Annotated in this window: 14 protein-coding genes; 13 read left to right on the forward strand and 1 reads right to left on the reverse strand. The window is 60.8% G+C overall.

The genetic code is table 11. The features are described 5' to 3' along the window. Nucleotides 1-218 precede the first annotated feature (218 nt). The 6 genes from XI06_RS09785 (at nucleotide 219) to XI06_RS09810 (ending at nucleotide 6,998) form a co-directional block, all read left to right on the forward strand. Nucleotides 219-947, forward strand: a complete 729-nt coding sequence (locus XI06_RS09785) for a helix-turn-helix transcriptional regulator (protein ID WP_271605177.1) — start codon at nucleotides 219-221, stop codon at nucleotides 945-947. Between the two features lie 147 nt (nucleotides 948-1,094). Beyond that, nucleotides 1,095-2,504, forward strand: coding sequence for an indoleacetamide hydrolase (gene iaaH, locus XI06_RS09790; protein WP_271605178.1), 1,410 nt, complete (start codon nucleotides 1,095-1,097; stop codon nucleotides 2,502-2,504). 40 nt (nucleotides 2,505-2,544) lie between these two features. Further along, nucleotides 2,545-3,726, forward strand: a complete 1,182-nt coding sequence (locus XI06_RS09795; RefSeq protein ID WP_271605179.1) for a substrate-binding domain-containing protein — start codon at nucleotides 2,545-2,547, stop codon at nucleotides 3,724-3,726. A 14-nt stretch (nucleotides 3,727-3,740) separates the two neighbouring features. Beyond that, nucleotides 3,741-4,595, forward strand: coding sequence for a branched-chain amino acid ABC transporter permease (locus XI06_RS09800; protein ID WP_271605180.1), 855 nt, complete (start codon nucleotides 3,741-3,743; stop codon nucleotides 4,593-4,595). Beyond that, a complete protein-coding gene (locus XI06_RS09805; RefSeq protein ID WP_271605181.1) occupies nucleotides 4,573-6,306 on the forward strand; it encodes a branched-chain amino acid ABC transporter ATP-binding protein/permease in 1,734 nt (577 codons plus the stop codon). The genes XI06_RS09800 and XI06_RS09805 overlap by 23 nt, the downstream gene beginning before the upstream one ends. Continuing rightward, complete coding sequence (locus XI06_RS09810; protein WP_271605182.1) at nucleotides 6,303-6,998, forward strand: ATP-binding cassette domain-containing protein; 696 nt, start codon at nucleotides 6,303-6,305, stop codon at nucleotides 6,996-6,998. Before XI06_RS09805 ends, XI06_RS09810 begins: the two co-directional genes overlap by 4 nt. Before the next feature lie 48 nt (nucleotides 6,999-7,046). Here the strand turns inward: XI06_RS09810 and XI06_RS09815 are convergent, their stop codons facing one another. Then, on the reverse strand, nucleotides 7,047-8,012 hold the full coding sequence (locus tag XI06_RS09815) for a helix-turn-helix domain-containing protein (RefSeq protein ID WP_271605183.1): 966 nt from the start codon (nucleotides 8,010-8,012) through the stop codon (nucleotides 7,047-7,049). Nucleotides 8,013-8,328: 316 nt separating this feature from the next. On the opposite strand from XI06_RS09815, the gene XI06_RS09820 reads away from it, so the two are divergent. The 7 genes from XI06_RS09820 (at nucleotide 8,329) to XI06_RS09850 (ending at nucleotide 15,226) form a co-directional block, all read left to right on the forward strand. Beyond that, nucleotides 8,329-9,642 (forward strand): ABC transporter substrate-binding protein, encoded by a 1,314-nt coding sequence (locus XI06_RS09820; protein WP_271605184.1) that lies wholly within the window; start codon nucleotides 8,329-8,331, stop codon nucleotides 9,640-9,642. A 5-nt stretch (nucleotides 9,643-9,647) separates the two neighbouring features. Then, nucleotides 9,648-10,397: an ABC transporter ATP-binding protein gene (locus tag XI06_RS09825; RefSeq protein ID WP_271605185.1), complete on the forward strand. Its 750-nt coding sequence runs from the start codon at nucleotides 9,648-9,650 to the stop codon at nucleotides 10,395-10,397. Continuing rightward, entirely contained in the window at nucleotides 10,384-11,076 is a 693-nt protein-coding gene (locus tag XI06_RS09830) for a branched-chain amino acid ABC transporter ATP-binding protein (protein ID WP_271605186.1), read from the forward strand. Before XI06_RS09825 ends, XI06_RS09830 begins: the two co-directional genes overlap by 14 nt. Before the next feature lie 2 nt (nucleotides 11,077-11,078). Next, complete coding sequence (locus XI06_RS09835; RefSeq protein WP_271605187.1) at nucleotides 11,079-11,945, forward strand: branched-chain amino acid ABC transporter permease; 867 nt, start codon at nucleotides 11,079-11,081, stop codon at nucleotides 11,943-11,945. Continuing rightward, the gene (locus tag XI06_RS09840) at nucleotides 11,942-12,976 is read left to right on the forward strand and encodes a branched-chain amino acid ABC transporter permease (RefSeq protein ID WP_271605188.1); all 1,035 of its coding nucleotides are present in this window, start codon (nucleotides 11,942-11,944) and stop codon (nucleotides 12,974-12,976) included. Before XI06_RS09835 ends, XI06_RS09840 begins: the two co-directional genes overlap by 4 nt. A 22-nt stretch (nucleotides 12,977-12,998) precedes the next feature. Continuing rightward, complete coding sequence (locus XI06_RS09845) at nucleotides 12,999-14,003, forward strand: nitrilase (RefSeq protein WP_271605189.1); 1,005 nt, start codon at nucleotides 12,999-13,001, stop codon at nucleotides 14,001-14,003. A gap of 104 nt (nucleotides 14,004-14,107) precedes the next feature. Beyond that, complete coding sequence (locus XI06_RS09850) at nucleotides 14,108-15,226, forward strand: alpha-hydroxy-acid oxidizing protein (RefSeq protein WP_271605190.1); 1,119 nt, start codon at nucleotides 14,108-14,110, stop codon at nucleotides 15,224-15,226. Nucleotides 15,227-15,434: the final 208 nt, after the last annotated feature.

Here is a 15,434-nt window from a genome sequence, read left to right on the forward strand (position 1 = left end):
GAAAGTCCGGACAACAGCCCTAACGAGTTGCGACAGCAGCTAAAGAGGTTTGTGATGCAATGGTTTAGATACCTGTCCCGTTAGTAGAAAGCGGGTAGCTTCGAGCTTGGGACGCGCGCCGGGTTGGGCTGTCCTGAATTAATCCCTTTATCGGTACCGCCGCCTCTGCCTATGATGGCAAGAAAATTGCTTCGGTCGCCGGGAGGAGGGAAAGATCGATGAACCGCGTCCGCGACATTGTTTCGCAAGACCTGAAGCTGTTCGGTGACATCGTCGTGCGACTTCAGCGCATGGACCCGGGCGCCGACCTGAGGCAATCAATTCTTCCGGACCTGCTGCGGCTGCTGCGCGCCGACTTCGTCGCATCGTATGTCTGGCGGTCGGAAAGCGCGAATTTCCAACACGGCGTCTCGCTCAACATGGATCCGCAGAATCTGAAGCGCTACGACGACTGGTTTCAGTTTCACGACCCGATGACTGCCAAGCTTCGCCTGCGCCGTCGCGCATCGTTCGTTGAAGAGGTGTTGTCTCGCCGCGATATGATCCGTACCGAGTTCTACAACGACTTCCTGGCTCGAGATGGCCTGCATCATGGCATCAACATGTATGTCTTCGACGGCGATCGCGACCTCGGTGACTTCAGGATTTGGCGCGCGGTGGGTCGCCCGGATTTCGAAAGTCGCGAGATCGACCTTCTTACCGGTCTTGAGCCGTTCCTGCGCGGCGCGATGTTGCGGGGCATGCACAGGTACGAGGACTTGACCGCGCGCGAAAGCGACGTCGCGAGCTTGGTCGCGAGGGGCTGCACGGATCGAGATATTTCGCGGCTGCTCAACATCGGCTTTGCAACCGTGCGCACGCACATCAACAACGCCATGCGGAAGCGCTGCTGTGCCAACCGTGCCGAACTTGCGGCCCTGGTGGCGCGCGAGAAGCCGATCAGCTGAGCCGAAGCAGACCTCGACCACTTAGAATCGAGGCGGCGTCGCGCCCGTGTTGCAGTGCGGTCGCGCGCGCTCCACATTTGTGTTGATACCGGCTCGGGCCGAGGCCTCCTATCAATCGTGTCCTGGAAGCAATTTCTGGGACTGGCCATGAAAAATCTGCACGAAATGGGCGTGGTGGAGGCCGCTGCCGCGATCCGCTCCGGCGATATCACCGCAGAGGCGCTTGCTTCGGCGCTGCTCGAGCGCGCGAACACGTTCAGTGCGCTGAACGCATTCGTCACGCTCGATGTAGACCAGGTCATGGCGGCAGCTCGCCGCGCCGATCAGCATAGACAGGCTGGTCAACCGCTTGGATCGCTCCATGGGGTGCCAATCGCATTCAAGGACAACATCAATACCGCTGGCCTGCCTACGACGGCCGGTACGCCCGGATTGCGCACGCACAGGCCCAAAACGGACGCACCGGTCGTCAAAGCCTTGAAGGACGCTGGCGCGCTTCCGTTCGGCAAGACCGGAATGCACGAATTGGCGTTTGGTATCAGCTCAAACAATTCGGCGTTCGGAGCCATCAGGAATCCATTTGGGGACGGCCACATACCGGGAGGTTCGAGCGGTGGTTCTGGTGCGGCCGTAGGGGCCAGGCTGGTCCCGGCCAGCATCGGCTCCGACACTGGTGGATCGGTCCGCGTTCCTGCCGCTTTTTGCGGGGTGGCGGGCTTTCGGCCAACGGTATCGCGGTGGTCCCAGGCTGGCATCGTTCCGATCTCGTCGACGCGTGACACCGCGGGGCCCCTGGCGCGACATTCGGTCGACCTCGCAGCCCTCGACGCTGCTGTGACGGGGGATGCCAATCCCGTCCCAATGAAGCAGCTTTCGGACCTCCGGATCGGCGTGCCCAGGTCATTCTTCTGGGATGACCTAGAGCGGGGGACTGCCGGTCTATGCGAAGCGGCTCTCGACGTGCTCAAGCGCGCTGGCATCACCTTGATCGAGGTCGATCTGCACGAGGTTGCCGCGCTTAACGAGGCCGTTTCGTTCACGGTGGCGCTTTATGAAGTTAAGCGTGACCTCGATGCCTATCTACGGGACGAAGGCATCACTCCGCGCTTTGCCGAGATCGTCGCGGACGTAGCCAGCCCTGACGTGAAAGCCGTTCTCGCTCCTTTGCTGAACCCTGCGACGTCAGTTCCAGAACAGGCCTATCGGGAGGCTATGGACGTCCATCGACCGAAACTGATCTCTCTTTATCGGGCATGCTTTGCTGAAAACAAGGTCGATGCGATCGCCTTTCCAACGACACCGCTGCCGCCGCCACTCATCGGTGAAGACGATAGCGTGATGCTCAACGGCCGGGCCATTCCGACCTTCGCAGCCGTCATCCGTAACACTGATCCGGGAAGCAATGCGGGCCTTCCCGGCATTAGCCTCCCCGTCGGCCTGACCTCGGCTGGTCTGCCGGTCGGTCTCGAATTCGACGCTCCCGCCGGCAGGGATCGAGAACTGCTCTCGCTTGCTATCGCGCTCGAGACGGTGCTTCCGACGCCGCCAACGCCCTGACCCGATCGCACATATCGTTATGCCATCATTGGAGGAAAAAGTGGTTACATCGATCAAGATGACTCGTCGCGACCTCGTCCGCGCCGCCGGCGCAGCGGCCCTTGCGATCGGGGCGCCCGCAATCATTCGCCCAGCTTTGGCCGCGGACGTCCTCAAGATCGGCGTTCTTGTCGCCGATTCTGGGCCAGCTGCCTTGTTCGGCCCTGCGCAACGCGCGGCTGCAGAACTGGGTGCTGCGACCATCAATGCCAAGGGTGGAATTCTCGGACGTCAGGTCGAAATCATCTTCGCCGATGCGGGTGCTCCGCCTGCCGAGGTGGCCAAGAGCGCCGTCAAGTTGATGTTGAGCGACAAGGTCGAGATGATCTTCGGGTCGCACGACAGCGCTGTCCGGCAGGGCGTGGAGAACGTCGTCAAGGGCAAAATACCCTACGTTTACACGCCCGTGTTCGAGGGCGATGACTGCTCGTCAAACGTCTACTTTCTCGGCGAAGTACCCGAGCAGGAGCTGCAGAAGACGCTTCCGAAAATGGTCGAACTCGCCAAGGGGAAGACCTTCTACCTTGTCGGCAACGACTACGTCTGGGCACGCACGACCAATGAAAAGGCAAAGAAATACATCGCGGATCTCGGTGGCACCGTCGTCGCGGAGGACTATTATCCGCTTGGCGCGCCGAACAAGTTCGAGAACACGGTGGCCAAGATCAAGTCTGCGAAGCCCGCTATCGTGCTGCAAACCTTGGTCGGCGGTGACAATGTCAATTTCAACCGCACCTTCGCCGACTTCAATTTGTCGGACGATATCGTTCGCCTGTCGTGCCTTCTGGAGGAGAATACGCTGATCGGAATCGGGAAGGACGCCAGCAAGAACCTGTATTCGAGCCTCGGCTACTTCGCGGATCTCGACCTTCCGGAGAACAAGGCCTTCATTGGCGAGCTGACCAAGAAGTATGGCGATAAGGCGCCGCAGCAGTGCACGATCTCCAAGGGCCTTTATGATGCCTTTGTGTTCGCCGCTGCCGTGACGACCAAGTCGAAATCGCTCGCGGCCAAGGAGTTCGCCGCGGCGGCCGAGGGTGTGCAGTTCGAGACCCCGAGCGGGTCGATGACCATGACGCATCGTCACACCGCGAAAAACATCTTCCTGGCTCGTTGCGAGGGAACGAAGTTCACTGTGATCGACAAGTTTGCAGCCGTACCGACACAGCAGTCCTGTACCTGAAGAGGTCGCCGAGAATGGAAGCTTTGCTCTTCACGCAGGGACTCAACGTCGTCTACGAAGCCCTGATCCTTGCGATCCTGGTCCTGGGCCTGGCCGTCGTGATGGGCTTGTTGAACGTCCTGAACATCGCGCATGGCGAGTTCATCATGATGGGCGCGTATGCCGCCTACGTGGTGCAAAGGGCAGGGCTTCCATATTTGCTCGCAGTGCCGGCCGCGGCGCTGGTTTGTGGGGCCATCGGCTTTGTCGTGGAGCGATGCCTGATAAGGCCATTGCACTACGAACCGTTCGAGACGCTCCTGGCGACCTGGGGGCTGGGACTGCTGCTTCGCAAGTGCGTCGAGCTTGCGTTTGGCCGCGGTTATCGCAGCGTCGAGATACCAATCGGTGGTTCGTTGAGCCTCTTTGGTGAATCCTATCCAGCGTACCGATTGGTGCTGATGGCGGTCGCCGCCTTGGTGCTTGCCGGCCTGTTCATCTGGTACCGCCGCGCTCCGACCGGGGCTCGGATCCGTGCCATGGTCGGCAATCCCGTGCTTGCGGAGGCGGTCGGTATCCGAACGCGTGAACTCGCGCGAAACACCTTCGTCACGGGCACCGCATTGGCAGGTGTCGCCGGAGTCATGGTCGCGCCGCTCACGCCGGTCGAACCATTCATGGGGCTCACTTTCATCGTGAACTCATTCTTCGCGCTGGTGGTCGGCGGAATGGGAACGGTATCGGGCCTGTTCGCTGGCGCGACTATCATCGGTGGTCTGCAAAGCGTTCTATCGGCCGCCGTCAGCCCGACCTCGGCCTATCTTGCGATGCTCCTCATCTCCATCCTCTTCCTCTGGCAGCGACCCCGTGGCCTATTTCCTCGTCCGTAACGTCCTGATACTGGCGTTCCTGCTCCTCATTCCGCCATTCATGGGCGAGTTCTGGGCCTATCAGCTCGGACTCTATTTCATTTACGGCCTGGCCGCCTTGGGTGTTGGTCTCGCTTGGGGGCAGGCTGGAATCCTGCCGCTCGGGCAGGGAATGTTTGTCGCGATCGCCGCCTACGTCACGGCACATGGGCTGCTGGCTCTCGGCTCGTCGCCGATCGCTTATCTCGCGCTGCCTGCCGCTTGCGTTCTCGTCGCTGTTCTTGCCTTTGCATTCGCTGCTCTGGTGTTTCGAGGGCGGTTTGAGCAAGGCCCGTCATTCTCATTGATGACGCTCGCCTTGACGCTGGCGGCATTTCAGGTGGCGAACGGCTGGAGCAGCGTCACGGGGGGATTCAATGGGCTTCGCAATATTCCGGGCCTGCCCGGCCTGGATGGCTTTCTCGACCTCTACTATCTCATTGCCATTCTCTTGGGGTTGAGCATCGCCGCCGTCGACTACCTCGTGCGTGCCCCAATTGGTGTGCTGTGGCGCGCGATCGCCGACAACGAGCGGCGGCTCGCCTTTCTCGGTTATGACGTTGCTGTTATTAAAGCAGCAGCGTTTGCTGTAGCATCCGGTCTCGCCGGGCTTGCGGGAGCCCTGTATGCTCCGCAGCAAAACCTCGTGACGCCCGATCTTGCGGGCTTCGCCTTCTCCGGTGACCTGGTGATTTTTGCTGCGGTGGGCGGTCGTGGCACCGTACTCGGGCCTGTGATCGGCGCCGTCGTCGTCGGGGTTCTGTCGGCCGAGTTGCGCGATCGCTTCCCTTGGTGGGAGATTGGTATCGCTTTGTTCTTCATCGTCGTCGTGCTTCGTCTTCCCGGCGGACTCATGACTCTCTTTGCGCCATTGCGGCGATTCTCGTTCGCGAGGACTTCCACACGCGTCCGATCAACAGCCCCCGGTAAGCCGCGCATTGCGACGTCTCTCTCTGTGGCATTTGAGGATGTATGTGTGCGCGTGGGGGATGTGACGATCCTCGATGGCCTGTCGGTGCGCACCGGCGAGGAAGCCGTGCTGTGTGTTATCGGCCCGAACGGAGCCGGCAAAACCTCGACGCTCAATGTCATGACCGGTGTGCTGCCGAGGCGGGGTGGCCGGATTGTCATCGATGGAACGGATGTTCTTCGACCGGAGCCGGCGATCGTCGCAAATAAGGGCGTCGCCCGCAAATTCCAGACGCCGTCGGTGTTTCCGAAGTTGACGATCGATGAAAATTTGGCGGTCGCGCTTTGGGCCGGGCGTTGGCGGGGGCTCGATCTGCTTCGGCTCGGTCTGTTTGAATGGACCTCGCCGTTGCTTGAAGAGATGCGGAGGCGCTTCCAATTCCTGAATGCTGGAACAAGGTCGGCATCTGCTCTCTCCCATGGCGAGCGTCAAATTCTCGAGCTCACCATGGCGCTTATCACCGAGCCGCGCATGTTGCTGCTGGATGAGCCCTGTGCGGGGCTGTCGCACGAAGAGACCGCGGCGGTGATTGACGCGATCCAGTGGGCGCGAGGCGAGCTCAACCTGCGCGTCATCATCATCGAGCACGACATGGAGCTCGTGCGCCGCCTCGCCGACCGCGTGGTCGTGCTGCATCAAGGCCGCTTTCTCGCGGACGGCAGCGTCGAGGAGGTGCAGCGAAATCCGGAAGTTCGCGCGGTCTATGTTGGGGGCTCCCGGTGACAGGCGGGTATTTCGAGATCCAGAATATCTCCGGCGGGTATGGGTCGGGACGCGTCGTCCGCGATGTCAGCATTTCGATCGGTCGGGGAGAGGTGGTGTGTCTGCTTGGTCGCAATGGCGTGGGAAAATCGACCCTTGCGAAGCTTGCGTGCGGATTCCTGCGACCAATGGGCGGAGCAGTGCGGCTCGCGGGCGTTGAGATCACAGGCAAGCGACCGTCGGAGAACCTGACACTGGGTTTGACCTATTGCCCGCAAGAGAGGGTGGTATTTGATGACCTCACCGTCGCGGAAAATCTGTCGTTGATGCGCACTGATCGCCGGCTCGACGAGTTCGAGCCCTATTTTCGCGCCTTTCCGCGGCTCTCCGAACGCCGCAGCCAGCACGCCGGAACGCTCTCGGGCGGCGAGAAGAGGCTGCTGTCCTTTGTGCGCGGCCTCTCGGAGGGATCGGCCATGATAGTGATCGACGAGCCGACCGAGGGGGTTCAGTTCGAGAACGTCGTTCGTATGGCCGAACTCATGCTCGCGCAGAAGGACGCCGGGGCGTCGTTTCTGGTCGTCGAACAGAACCTGACATTGGTCGACCGGGTGGCCGACCGGATCGTGATCATGGACCACGGAGAAATCGTCCTGAGCGCGCCTGCGTCCGAGCTCGATCGACAGCAGATTCTCGCCCACCTCACGGTATGAATTGGGCCCAACGTGGTTGCCTGGGCTGAGCGGGTCAGCGCCGGGACATCAGGAATGCATCGCCTGACCATTTCTATAGTCGCGCGGCGCCACTCCGAATTTGATGCGGAAGGCCTTGCTGAAATGGCTGAGATCGTTGAACCCGTTGTCCATCGCGATCTGTGACACGCCGCGCGCGCGCAAAGCCGGGTCCTTTAGCTGTTCGGCGCAGCGATCGAGCCGTCTCGACCATATGTAGCGCGACAACGAGGTCCCCTCGGCTTCGAGCAGCTGGTTGATGTATCGTGCCGACAGCTTGAGCTCGGCTGCGATCGTCGCCGGTGTCAGATCGGCGTCGTGAACGTTGCGCTCGACCGTCTCCTTGATCCTCATCAGAGCCAGGCTCCGATATTCGGTAAGCGAGGGCGCGCAGGAGTCGGCCAATTCCACTAGCAGGGCGAGCAGAAGGTCCTTGAAGTTCTGCGATATCTTGAGGCCGGCTGCACGGCTCGTGAGATGGGGCGCGCGATCGACGAGATGTGACAAGTAGCCAAAGACCATTGGCGCGAGCTCAGATCGTTCGCCCAAATTGCACGCCGAGAGACGATTGAGGTGCGGGATCCGGCCGATGCACTGCTCGCGGGGGACTCGAACGCAGGCAAGCTCGAACGCTTCGTGCGAGGAAAGCTTGTAGGGTTTCGTTGCGTCACACAGTGCACCGTCGCCGGGCTTCAAGTGCGCCAGGCGCCCATCCTGCTCGGCGACCAACGAGCCCGAGAGGACGAAGTTGAAGACCAGCATCGAGTGGTCTGCGCGGGAGATGCCTGCGGCGCTTCGCTGAGCCACGTGGGGAGAAGCCTTGATGCGGCACAGGTCGAGACCATTGATCGGTGTGGAGTGGAAGCTCGCATCGAACTGAGCTTCGCCGACCAACCGGTAGTCCAGGTCGACGAGGTTGCGGCTCACAACGTCGTGCCAATAGTCGAAGCGCTCTCGCGGCGGAAGGCTCGCCGTCGAGGCGAAGCACGACTGCATCGAAGCAATCTTTGTGGCTTCTAGAAGCATCTCTTGATTCCCCTCGGTCCGTTACGATGGGGTTCTTGGGTGCCCCTTCGGCGGTCGATCACTGACAGTCATCCGCCAATGCGAAGTTTATTGCTCAATTTCGGGGCCGATCAAGCACGAAATATGCCAATTTCCCGGGTTGGCCCGGATTGTTTTCCTGTGGCGCGAGGACCTCGTCTAGCCGTCTCAGACAAGTTTCTGTTCCGCCCGAACCAAGCCGCCTTCGACAGAGCTGACCAATGTAGGGCCGTCAATTCGGTCAGCATCTTTGCATCGGAGAGCATTCATGGTTTCGAAGATTAACCCCAGTCTTGTCCCCGAGACTGGTATTGCCGACCTCGCGCGCCGCGATTTTCTCAAGGCCGCAGCGGCGTTAACGGCAGGCGCGACGCTCGGATCGACCGGCCGCGCGTGGGCTGCCGCCGATAAGAAAATCCGCATCGGCTACATCAGTCCGAAAACCGGGCCGTTCGCACCGTTTGCCGAGGCGGACGATTTCATCCTCGATCAGGTCAGGAAGTCGCTCGCCGGCGGGTTTTCGGTGGGAGGTTCGAAATATGAGGTCGAGATCATCGCGCGCGACGATCAGAGCAGCCCGGATCGGCAGTCCAATCTCGCCGCCGAGCTGATCAACAAGGAGAACATCGACCTGATGCTCGCGCAGGTCTCGATCGGTCCGGCAGTTTCGCAGCAATGCGAGCTCAACGGCGTACCCTGCATTTCGACGATGGGTCCGTGGCAGGCGTGGATGTTCCCGATGAAGGGCGATCCGGCCAAGGGATTCAAGAACGTGTTTCATTTCTTCTGGGGGATCGAGGACATTGCGGCCGTCTATCTCGACATCTGGAAGGACGCGGACACCAACAAGGTGGTCGGCTCCGTCTTCTCGAATGACGTTCCCGGGAACGCCATGGGCGACGCGAAGCTCGGCATGCCTGGTGCCTTCGCCAAGGCCGGCTACAAGATCGTCGATGTCGGGCGCTTCCCGGTCGGAGCGGACGATTTCTCGACCCACATCCAGGCCTTCAAGAAGGAAGGCGTGGAGATCGTCACCGGCCTGTTCAACCCACCGGAATGGGCGACCTTTCTCAATCAATCTGCCCAGATGGGATTCAAGCCGAAGGTTTGTACCATCGCGAAGGCGTTGCTCTTCCCGGGCGGTGTGGCGGCTCTCGGACCGCGCGCGGAAGGCATGTCCACAGAAATCTGGTGGCTGCCGAGCTACCCGTTCCGCTCGAGCCTGACCGGGCAAACCGCGTCTGAGCTTGCGGCTTCCTATCAGGAAACGACAAAGCGGGAGTGGACGCAACCGATCGGCGTCGCGCACGCCTTGTTCGAGGCCGGGATTCAAGCCTTGAAGGCAAGCGGTGATCCGAAATCCCCGGGCAAGGTCGTCGAGAGCCTGCGCAAGCTCAAGACCGATACGGTCATCGGAAGTCTCGACTTCGGTGGAAGCGGCATCGCCAATGTTTCGAAGATCCGGGTGGTCGGAGGACAGTGGCATGTCGAGGACGGCGGAAAGCCGCACCTCTACATCACGAGCAACAGCACTGCGCCCGAAATCAAGGCCGAGCGCAAACTCGAACGTCTGAAGAGCTGACGGCCATGACAGCGTTGCTCGAACTGCGGGATGTCAGCAAGCGCTATCGCGACATGGTCGTGATCCCTGGCCTGACGCTTGGGGTTCAGGCAGGCGAGTTCGTCGGAGTCATCGGGCCGAATGGGGCGGGTAAGACCACTCTGTTCGGCCTTATCTCCGGTAACCTGCGTTGCGATTCCGGAGCGGTCTATCTCGATGGGGAAGACGTCACTGCGCTCGGCGCCGATGCGCGTTGCCGTGCCGGCGTCGGCAGGACATTCCAGATCCCGCAGCCGTTCCAGGGCATGACCGTGTTCGAGAACGCGCTCGTGGCGGCCACTTTCGGGGCCGCTCTGCGCGGCAAGCAAGCTGAGCAGAAAGCACGCGAAGCACTCGTTCGTTGCGGCCTCGAGCATCTCGGCGACACGGGAGCCGGCCGCCTGACCTTGCTCCAGCGCAAGCGGCTTGAATTGTCCCGGGCACTAGCGACCGAGCCAAGGTTGCTACTGCTCGACGAAGTCGCGGGCGGGTTGACGGACGCCGAAGTCGCAGAGTTGCTGGAACTCGTCACCGCGATCCACAAAGCCGGCGTGACGGTGATCTGGATCGAGCATCTCGTCCATGCGCTGGTCTCGTCCGCCGATCGCCTGCTCGTGCTGTCGGAGGGAAGATTGCTCGGCGACGGTGCGCCCAGCGCGGTCATGAGCAGCCGCGAAGTTCGCGACGTATATCTCGGATCCGATCTCGACGAGCAGGCGTCCCATGCTGTCCACTGAGCATCTCAACGCGAACTACGGCATGTTTCAGGCCTTGTTCGGCATCAACTTCTCGGTCGGGCGCGGCGAGGTCGTTTCACTGATCGGCGCAAATGGCGCTGGCAAGTCGACGCTGCTTCGCGCCATCGTCGGCTCTGTCCCGGTTGCCGCTCCGAGTGTGTTGCTCGACGGAAAGCCGGTCGGCGGCTCGGCCGAGATCGATCAGCTAAGTCGCGGAATTGCGCTGGTGCCGGAAGGTCGCCGGCTGTTTCCGAGCCTGACCGTCGAGGAGAATCTGCTTCTCGCCGCGCGAAACGGCCGCCCAGGACCATGGACGCCTGACCGTCTCTACCGGGAACTGCCGGTTCTCGAGAAACTGCGCTCTCGTCCTGCCACGGCTCTTTCTGGCGGTCAGCAGCAGCTCGTGGCGGTTGGTCGGGCGCTGGTCACGAATCCAGACTTCCTTCTCTGCGACGAGATATCACTCGGTCTTTCGCCGGTCGCTGTCGAGACGGTCTACGAGCTGCTCGGCACCGTTATCGGGGAAGGCATGGCGGTGGTCCTTGTCGAGCAGAACGTGCGTCGCGCGCTCTCCAAGTCGTCCAGGTACTACTGCATATTGAAGGGGAACGTCGTGCTCGAGGGCATCTCGAAGACGGCCGATTACGCGCGCGTATCGGCTGCGTATTTCGGAGATTGATCATGCAGATCGCGGCAGAAACGTTGTTGAACGGGCTGATGCTGGGGGCGCTTTACGCGCTGTTCGGACTTGGTCTGAGTCTGAGCGTCGGGGTCATGCGCATGATCAACATCGCCCACGGCGATCTGATCGTGGTCGGGGCCTATATCACCAGCGTTGTCATGAGCGGAGCAGGCGTCGGTGCGCTTACCGCGTTGCTCGTGGTCATTCCGGTGATGTTCGCGCTCGGTTGGATCCTTCAGATTATTTTGCTCAACCGTGTCGTGGGACGGGATGCCCTCGCGCCGCTGCTCCTGACGTTCGGTCTCTCTATCGTGTTGCAGAATGTCCTTCAGGAGATGTTTACTGCCGACACGCGGAGCTTGCCGGCCGGTGATCTCGCCGGTCTTGGGTTTAACGTTCTTGGCGTTTCCATAGGAGTTCTTCCGCTTGTCTCTGCGCTCGCGAGCATCGCACTGCTCGGTGCGACGCATTGGCTGGTCGGTCACACCCATTTCGGGCGTCAGGCACGCGCCGTATCGGATGACCCCGGCACTGCAAGGCTGGTCGGCGTGAACGATAGGCGGCTGTTCGGGATTGTGACCGGCGTCATCTTTTCGATGATCGGTGTGGCAGCGGTGCTCTACGCTCTCCGGACGCCCTTTTCGCCAACGGCTGGACCCGAGCGGCTTCTCTATTCGTTCGAGGCGGTGGTGCTCGGTGGGCTCGGCAATATCTGGGGTACGTTGTTCGGCGGACTGGTGATCGGCGTCGCACAGCTTTTCGGCGCCAAGATCGCCTCTGGTCTCGGTCCCTTCTTCGGCCATCTCGCATTTCTCGTGGCACTGCTCGCCCGTCCCCAGGGCTTGTTCGGAAAGGCGCCGTCATGACCGTGGCCACCATGTCACGTGTGAATTCCAGGACAACATTGGTGCGGATGTCCTCAGCGGCGGCGCTCCTCATTGCCGCTGTGCTCGCAGTTTCGATGCCCTGGCTGTCGACGTTCGCCGTCCAGCGGCTGCTCGTCGAAGTCTTCACGCTCTTCGCTGTCGCGCTCGCCTGGAATCTGCTCGCAGGCTACGGCGGCCTGGTCGCCATCGGTTTGCATGTCTTTGTCGGCGTCGGCTCCTATTCGCTCTTCGCGCTCTCGAACCAGTTGCATCTGAATCCGTTTTTGCTGCTGCCCGCCGCGGCCGTCTTCGCGGCTGCTTTCGCCCTCGTTTCGGCCTGGCCGATGTTCCGTTTGAGCGGTGCTTACTTCGCGGTGGGCACATGGGTTCTCGCTGAGATGATGCGGATCCTGACGTTGAATGCGCCATGGCTGGGCGCAGGAGGCGGCATGCCGCTGGAGGCGATGAGCGACATCGATCGGTGGACGCGCAACGCGGGAGTCTACTGGGCAGCGCTGTTCGTCGGTGTGGGATCGCTGGTCGCAAGCCGGCAGGTGCTGCGCGGCTCGCTGGGACTTGCATTGATGAGTGTGCGTGACTCCGAACCTGCCGCGCTTGCGAGCGGCGTTCCGGTTGCTCGTGCGAAGATCGCGCTTTGGGTGCTCTGCGCTGTCATATCGGGGCTTGCCGGCGCCGTCTCGTACATGAATACGCTTCAGGTTACGCCGGATGCCTCTTTCTCGCTGAACTGGACCGCGGCGGCAATCTTCATTGCTGTACTCGGAGGCATCGGAACGTTGGAGGGCCCGATCGTAGGTACGATCGTGTATTTCCTGCTCCGCGAGACCTTCGCGGGCTATGGCGCCTCGTACTTCATCGGGGTCGGGCTGCTTGCGATCCTGACAATGGTGGCAGCTCCGGGCGGCGCGGTTTCTCTCGTTCCGGAAAAGTGGCGCCTTGATCCGTTCCGGATACGCCGGCGCATGGTCGAGTCCGATCTGGACCGGTCCGCGTCATTCCCCACAACTTGAAAACCTAGTTCGGAGAACTCGCATGCAGGACACGAAATTCAAAGTCGCGGTCGTTCAGGCTGCGCCGGTATTCATGGATGCGCCAGCTTCCGTGGCCAAGGCGATTGGTTTCATTGCGGAGGCGGGTGCAGCGGGGGCGAAGCTGCTGGCGTTCCCGGAGGTCTGGATTCCGGGCTATCCTTGGTGGCTTTGGCTCGGGACGCCGGCTTGGGGAATGCAGTTTGTACCCCGCTATCACGCCAATTCGCTGCGTGCTGATGGGCCCGAAATCCTCGCACTGTGTGCGGCCGCCGCCGAAGCGAAAATCAATGTTGTGATGGGCTTCTCCGAAATCGACGGAGGAACGCTCTACCTAAGTCAGGTCTTTATCAGCGATGCGGGAGAGATCATCTTCAAGCGCCGAAAGCTGAAGCCGACACACGTCGAACGTACGCTCTATGGCGAAGGAGATGGGTCTGATTTCCGCGTCGTCGAAAGCAGTGTCGGACGTCTCGGAGCCTTGTGCTGCGCCGAGCACATTCAGCCGTTGTCGAAATACGCCATGTACTCGATGAACGAGCAAGTTCACGTGGCGTCGTGGCCATCTTTTACGCTGTATCGCGGCAAGGCCTACGCTTTGGGCCATGAGGTGAATCTCGCCGCCAGCCAGATCTATGCGCTAGAGGGAGGTTGCTTCGTCCTGCATGCCTCGGCAATTACTGGTCAGGATATGTTCGACATGCTTTGCGATACTCCGGAAAAGGCCGATTTGCTGAACGCGGAGGGAGCGAAGCCGGGTGGAGGCTATTCGATGATTTTCGGTCCCGATGGTCAGCCGATGTGCGAGCATCTGCCGCAAGACAAGGAAGGCATCCTCTATGCTGACGTAGACCTGTCAATGATTGCAATCGCCAAGGCAGCTTACGACCCCACGGGGCACTACGCCCGCGGTGACGTCGTCCGTCTCATGGTCAACCGCAGCCCGCGTCGCACGAGCGTCAGCTTCAGCGAAGACGAGAACGCGGCGGTCACTTTCACCGAGACTTGAACCGTCGACGTGATACTGCGTTCGCTCGGCATCCGTTACGTGCCTTGCCGGGAACCGTTTGGAGTTACCTTTGTGATAAGAACGGTGTGGCTTGAGGGCTTACAGTGACCCCGATTAACGTGGACGACTATCGAACCTTGGCTAAGCGTCGCCTTCCACGAATGGTGTTCGACTATCTTGATGGGGGAGCCGAAAGCGAACGCGGTTTGCGCCGAAATCTCAAAGCTTTTGCGGCGATCAATTTTGCTCCTCGGCGGCTTGTCGATGTCAGCCAGCGCAGTTCGTCCATATCTCTGTTCGGACGGACGCTTCCAACGCCCTTTGTGGTCGCGCCGACAGGCCTGAATGGTGCTCTGTGGCCTGATGGCGATGTCGCGTTAGCCCGGGCCGCTCGCAGCGCAGGGATCCCGTTTGCCCTTTCGACCGCATCAAACGCGACAATTGAGGACGTCGCGGAACGAGCGGGCGGTGACCTTTGGTTCCAGCTTTACGTCGTGCAGCGAGATCTGGCGCAGCAGCTTGTTCGCAGGGCCAAAGACGCGGGTTACCGCGTGCTGGTCCTCACCGTCGATGTTGCAGTGAATGGCAAAAGGGAGCGTGATCTGCGAAATGGGTTTGCGATACCGTTCCGCCAAACTCCCCGATCGGTTCTGGACGCCGTAACTCATCCACGGTGGGCGCTCGGCCAGATCCGCCACGGATTGCCTCAGCTCGCAAATTTTGCCAGCCCTGACGCAACCGACGTGAATGCACAGGCCGCCTTGATGCGCCGGCAGATGGATGCCAGTTTCTGTTGGCAGGATCTTCAGGCGCTCCGCGACGCTTGGCCGGGTACGCTTATAGTGAAGGGCATTATGACTGCGACCGACGTAAATCGATGTCGGGAACTTGGCGTTGATGCCGTCGTTCTGTCCAATCATGGCGGAAGGCAGATCGAGGACGTTCAGGCGCCCATAGATTTGTTAGCGGAAATCTCGAATCAGAATGCGATGCCGCTCCTCGTTGATGGCGGCATACGCCGCGGAGCAGATGCGGTAAAGGCGTTAGCGCTCGGTGCCAAAGCGGTGTTGTTGGGACGTGCAATCCTTTATGGGCTCGCCGCTGCAGGCGAAGAAGGGGCTAGTCACGCGCTTCAAATCCTTACTGCCGAGTTCGATACGACGCTGGCACTTGTCGGCTGTCCAGACGCCGCACGTCTCAATCGCCAGTTCATTCAATTGTGAGGGGCCACACACCATCGCGCTGGCGTCGAAGCAGGCGCGCCGCTGGCCGCGCGTCTGGAGCAACGCGGTCGACTCCGGTTGGGCACCGGTGCCGGCAATCTTTGGAACTTCGTCGCACTGCCTCTCCATCGCACGGGCCTCAAAGCGACAGCAAATCAAGGACAGTACGATGATGGTTGTTGGAGATAGTTCCGTGATGTTTCCGCTG

Origin of the sequence: Bradyrhizobium sp. CCBAU 11434 (assembly GCF_028128895.1) — a bacterium.
In the GTDB taxonomy this organism is placed as follows: Bacteria; Pseudomonadota; Alphaproteobacteria; order Rhizobiales; family Xanthobacteraceae; genus Bradyrhizobium; species Bradyrhizobium zhengyangense.

Coding starts and splice junctions, on each gene's coding strand:
- XI06_RS09785 (WP_271605177.1), top strand. CDS start 219: ATGAACCGCGTCCGCGACATTGTTTCGCAAGACCTGAAGCTGTTCGGT.
- iaaH (WP_271605178.1), top strand. CDS start 1,095: ATGAAAAATCTGCACGAAATGGGCGTGGTGGAGGCCGCTGCCGCGATC.
- XI06_RS09800 (WP_271605180.1), top strand. CDS start 3,741: ATGGAAGCTTTGCTCTTCACGCAGGGACTCAACGTCGTCTACGAAGCC.
- XI06_RS09815 (WP_271605183.1), bottom strand. CDS start 8,012: ATGCAGTCGTGCTTCGCCTCGACGGCGAGCCTTCCGCCGCGAGAGCGC.
- XI06_RS09820 (WP_271605184.1), top strand. CDS start 8,329: ATGGTTTCGAAGATTAACCCCAGTCTTGTCCCCGAGACTGGTATTGCC.
- XI06_RS09825 (WP_271605185.1), top strand. CDS start 9,648: ATGACAGCGTTGCTCGAACTGCGGGATGTCAGCAAGCGCTATCGCGAC.
- XI06_RS09830 (WP_271605186.1), top strand. CDS start 10,384: ATGCTGTCCACTGAGCATCTCAACGCGAACTACGGCATGTTTCAGGCC.
- XI06_RS09835 (WP_271605187.1), top strand. CDS start 11,079: ATGCAGATCGCGGCAGAAACGTTGTTGAACGGGCTGATGCTGGGGGCG.
- XI06_RS09840 (WP_271605188.1), top strand. CDS start 11,942: ATGACCGTGGCCACCATGTCACGTGTGAATTCCAGGACAACATTGGTG.
- XI06_RS09845 (WP_271605189.1), top strand. CDS start 12,999: ATGCAGGACACGAAATTCAAAGTCGCGGTCGTTCAGGCTGCGCCGGTA.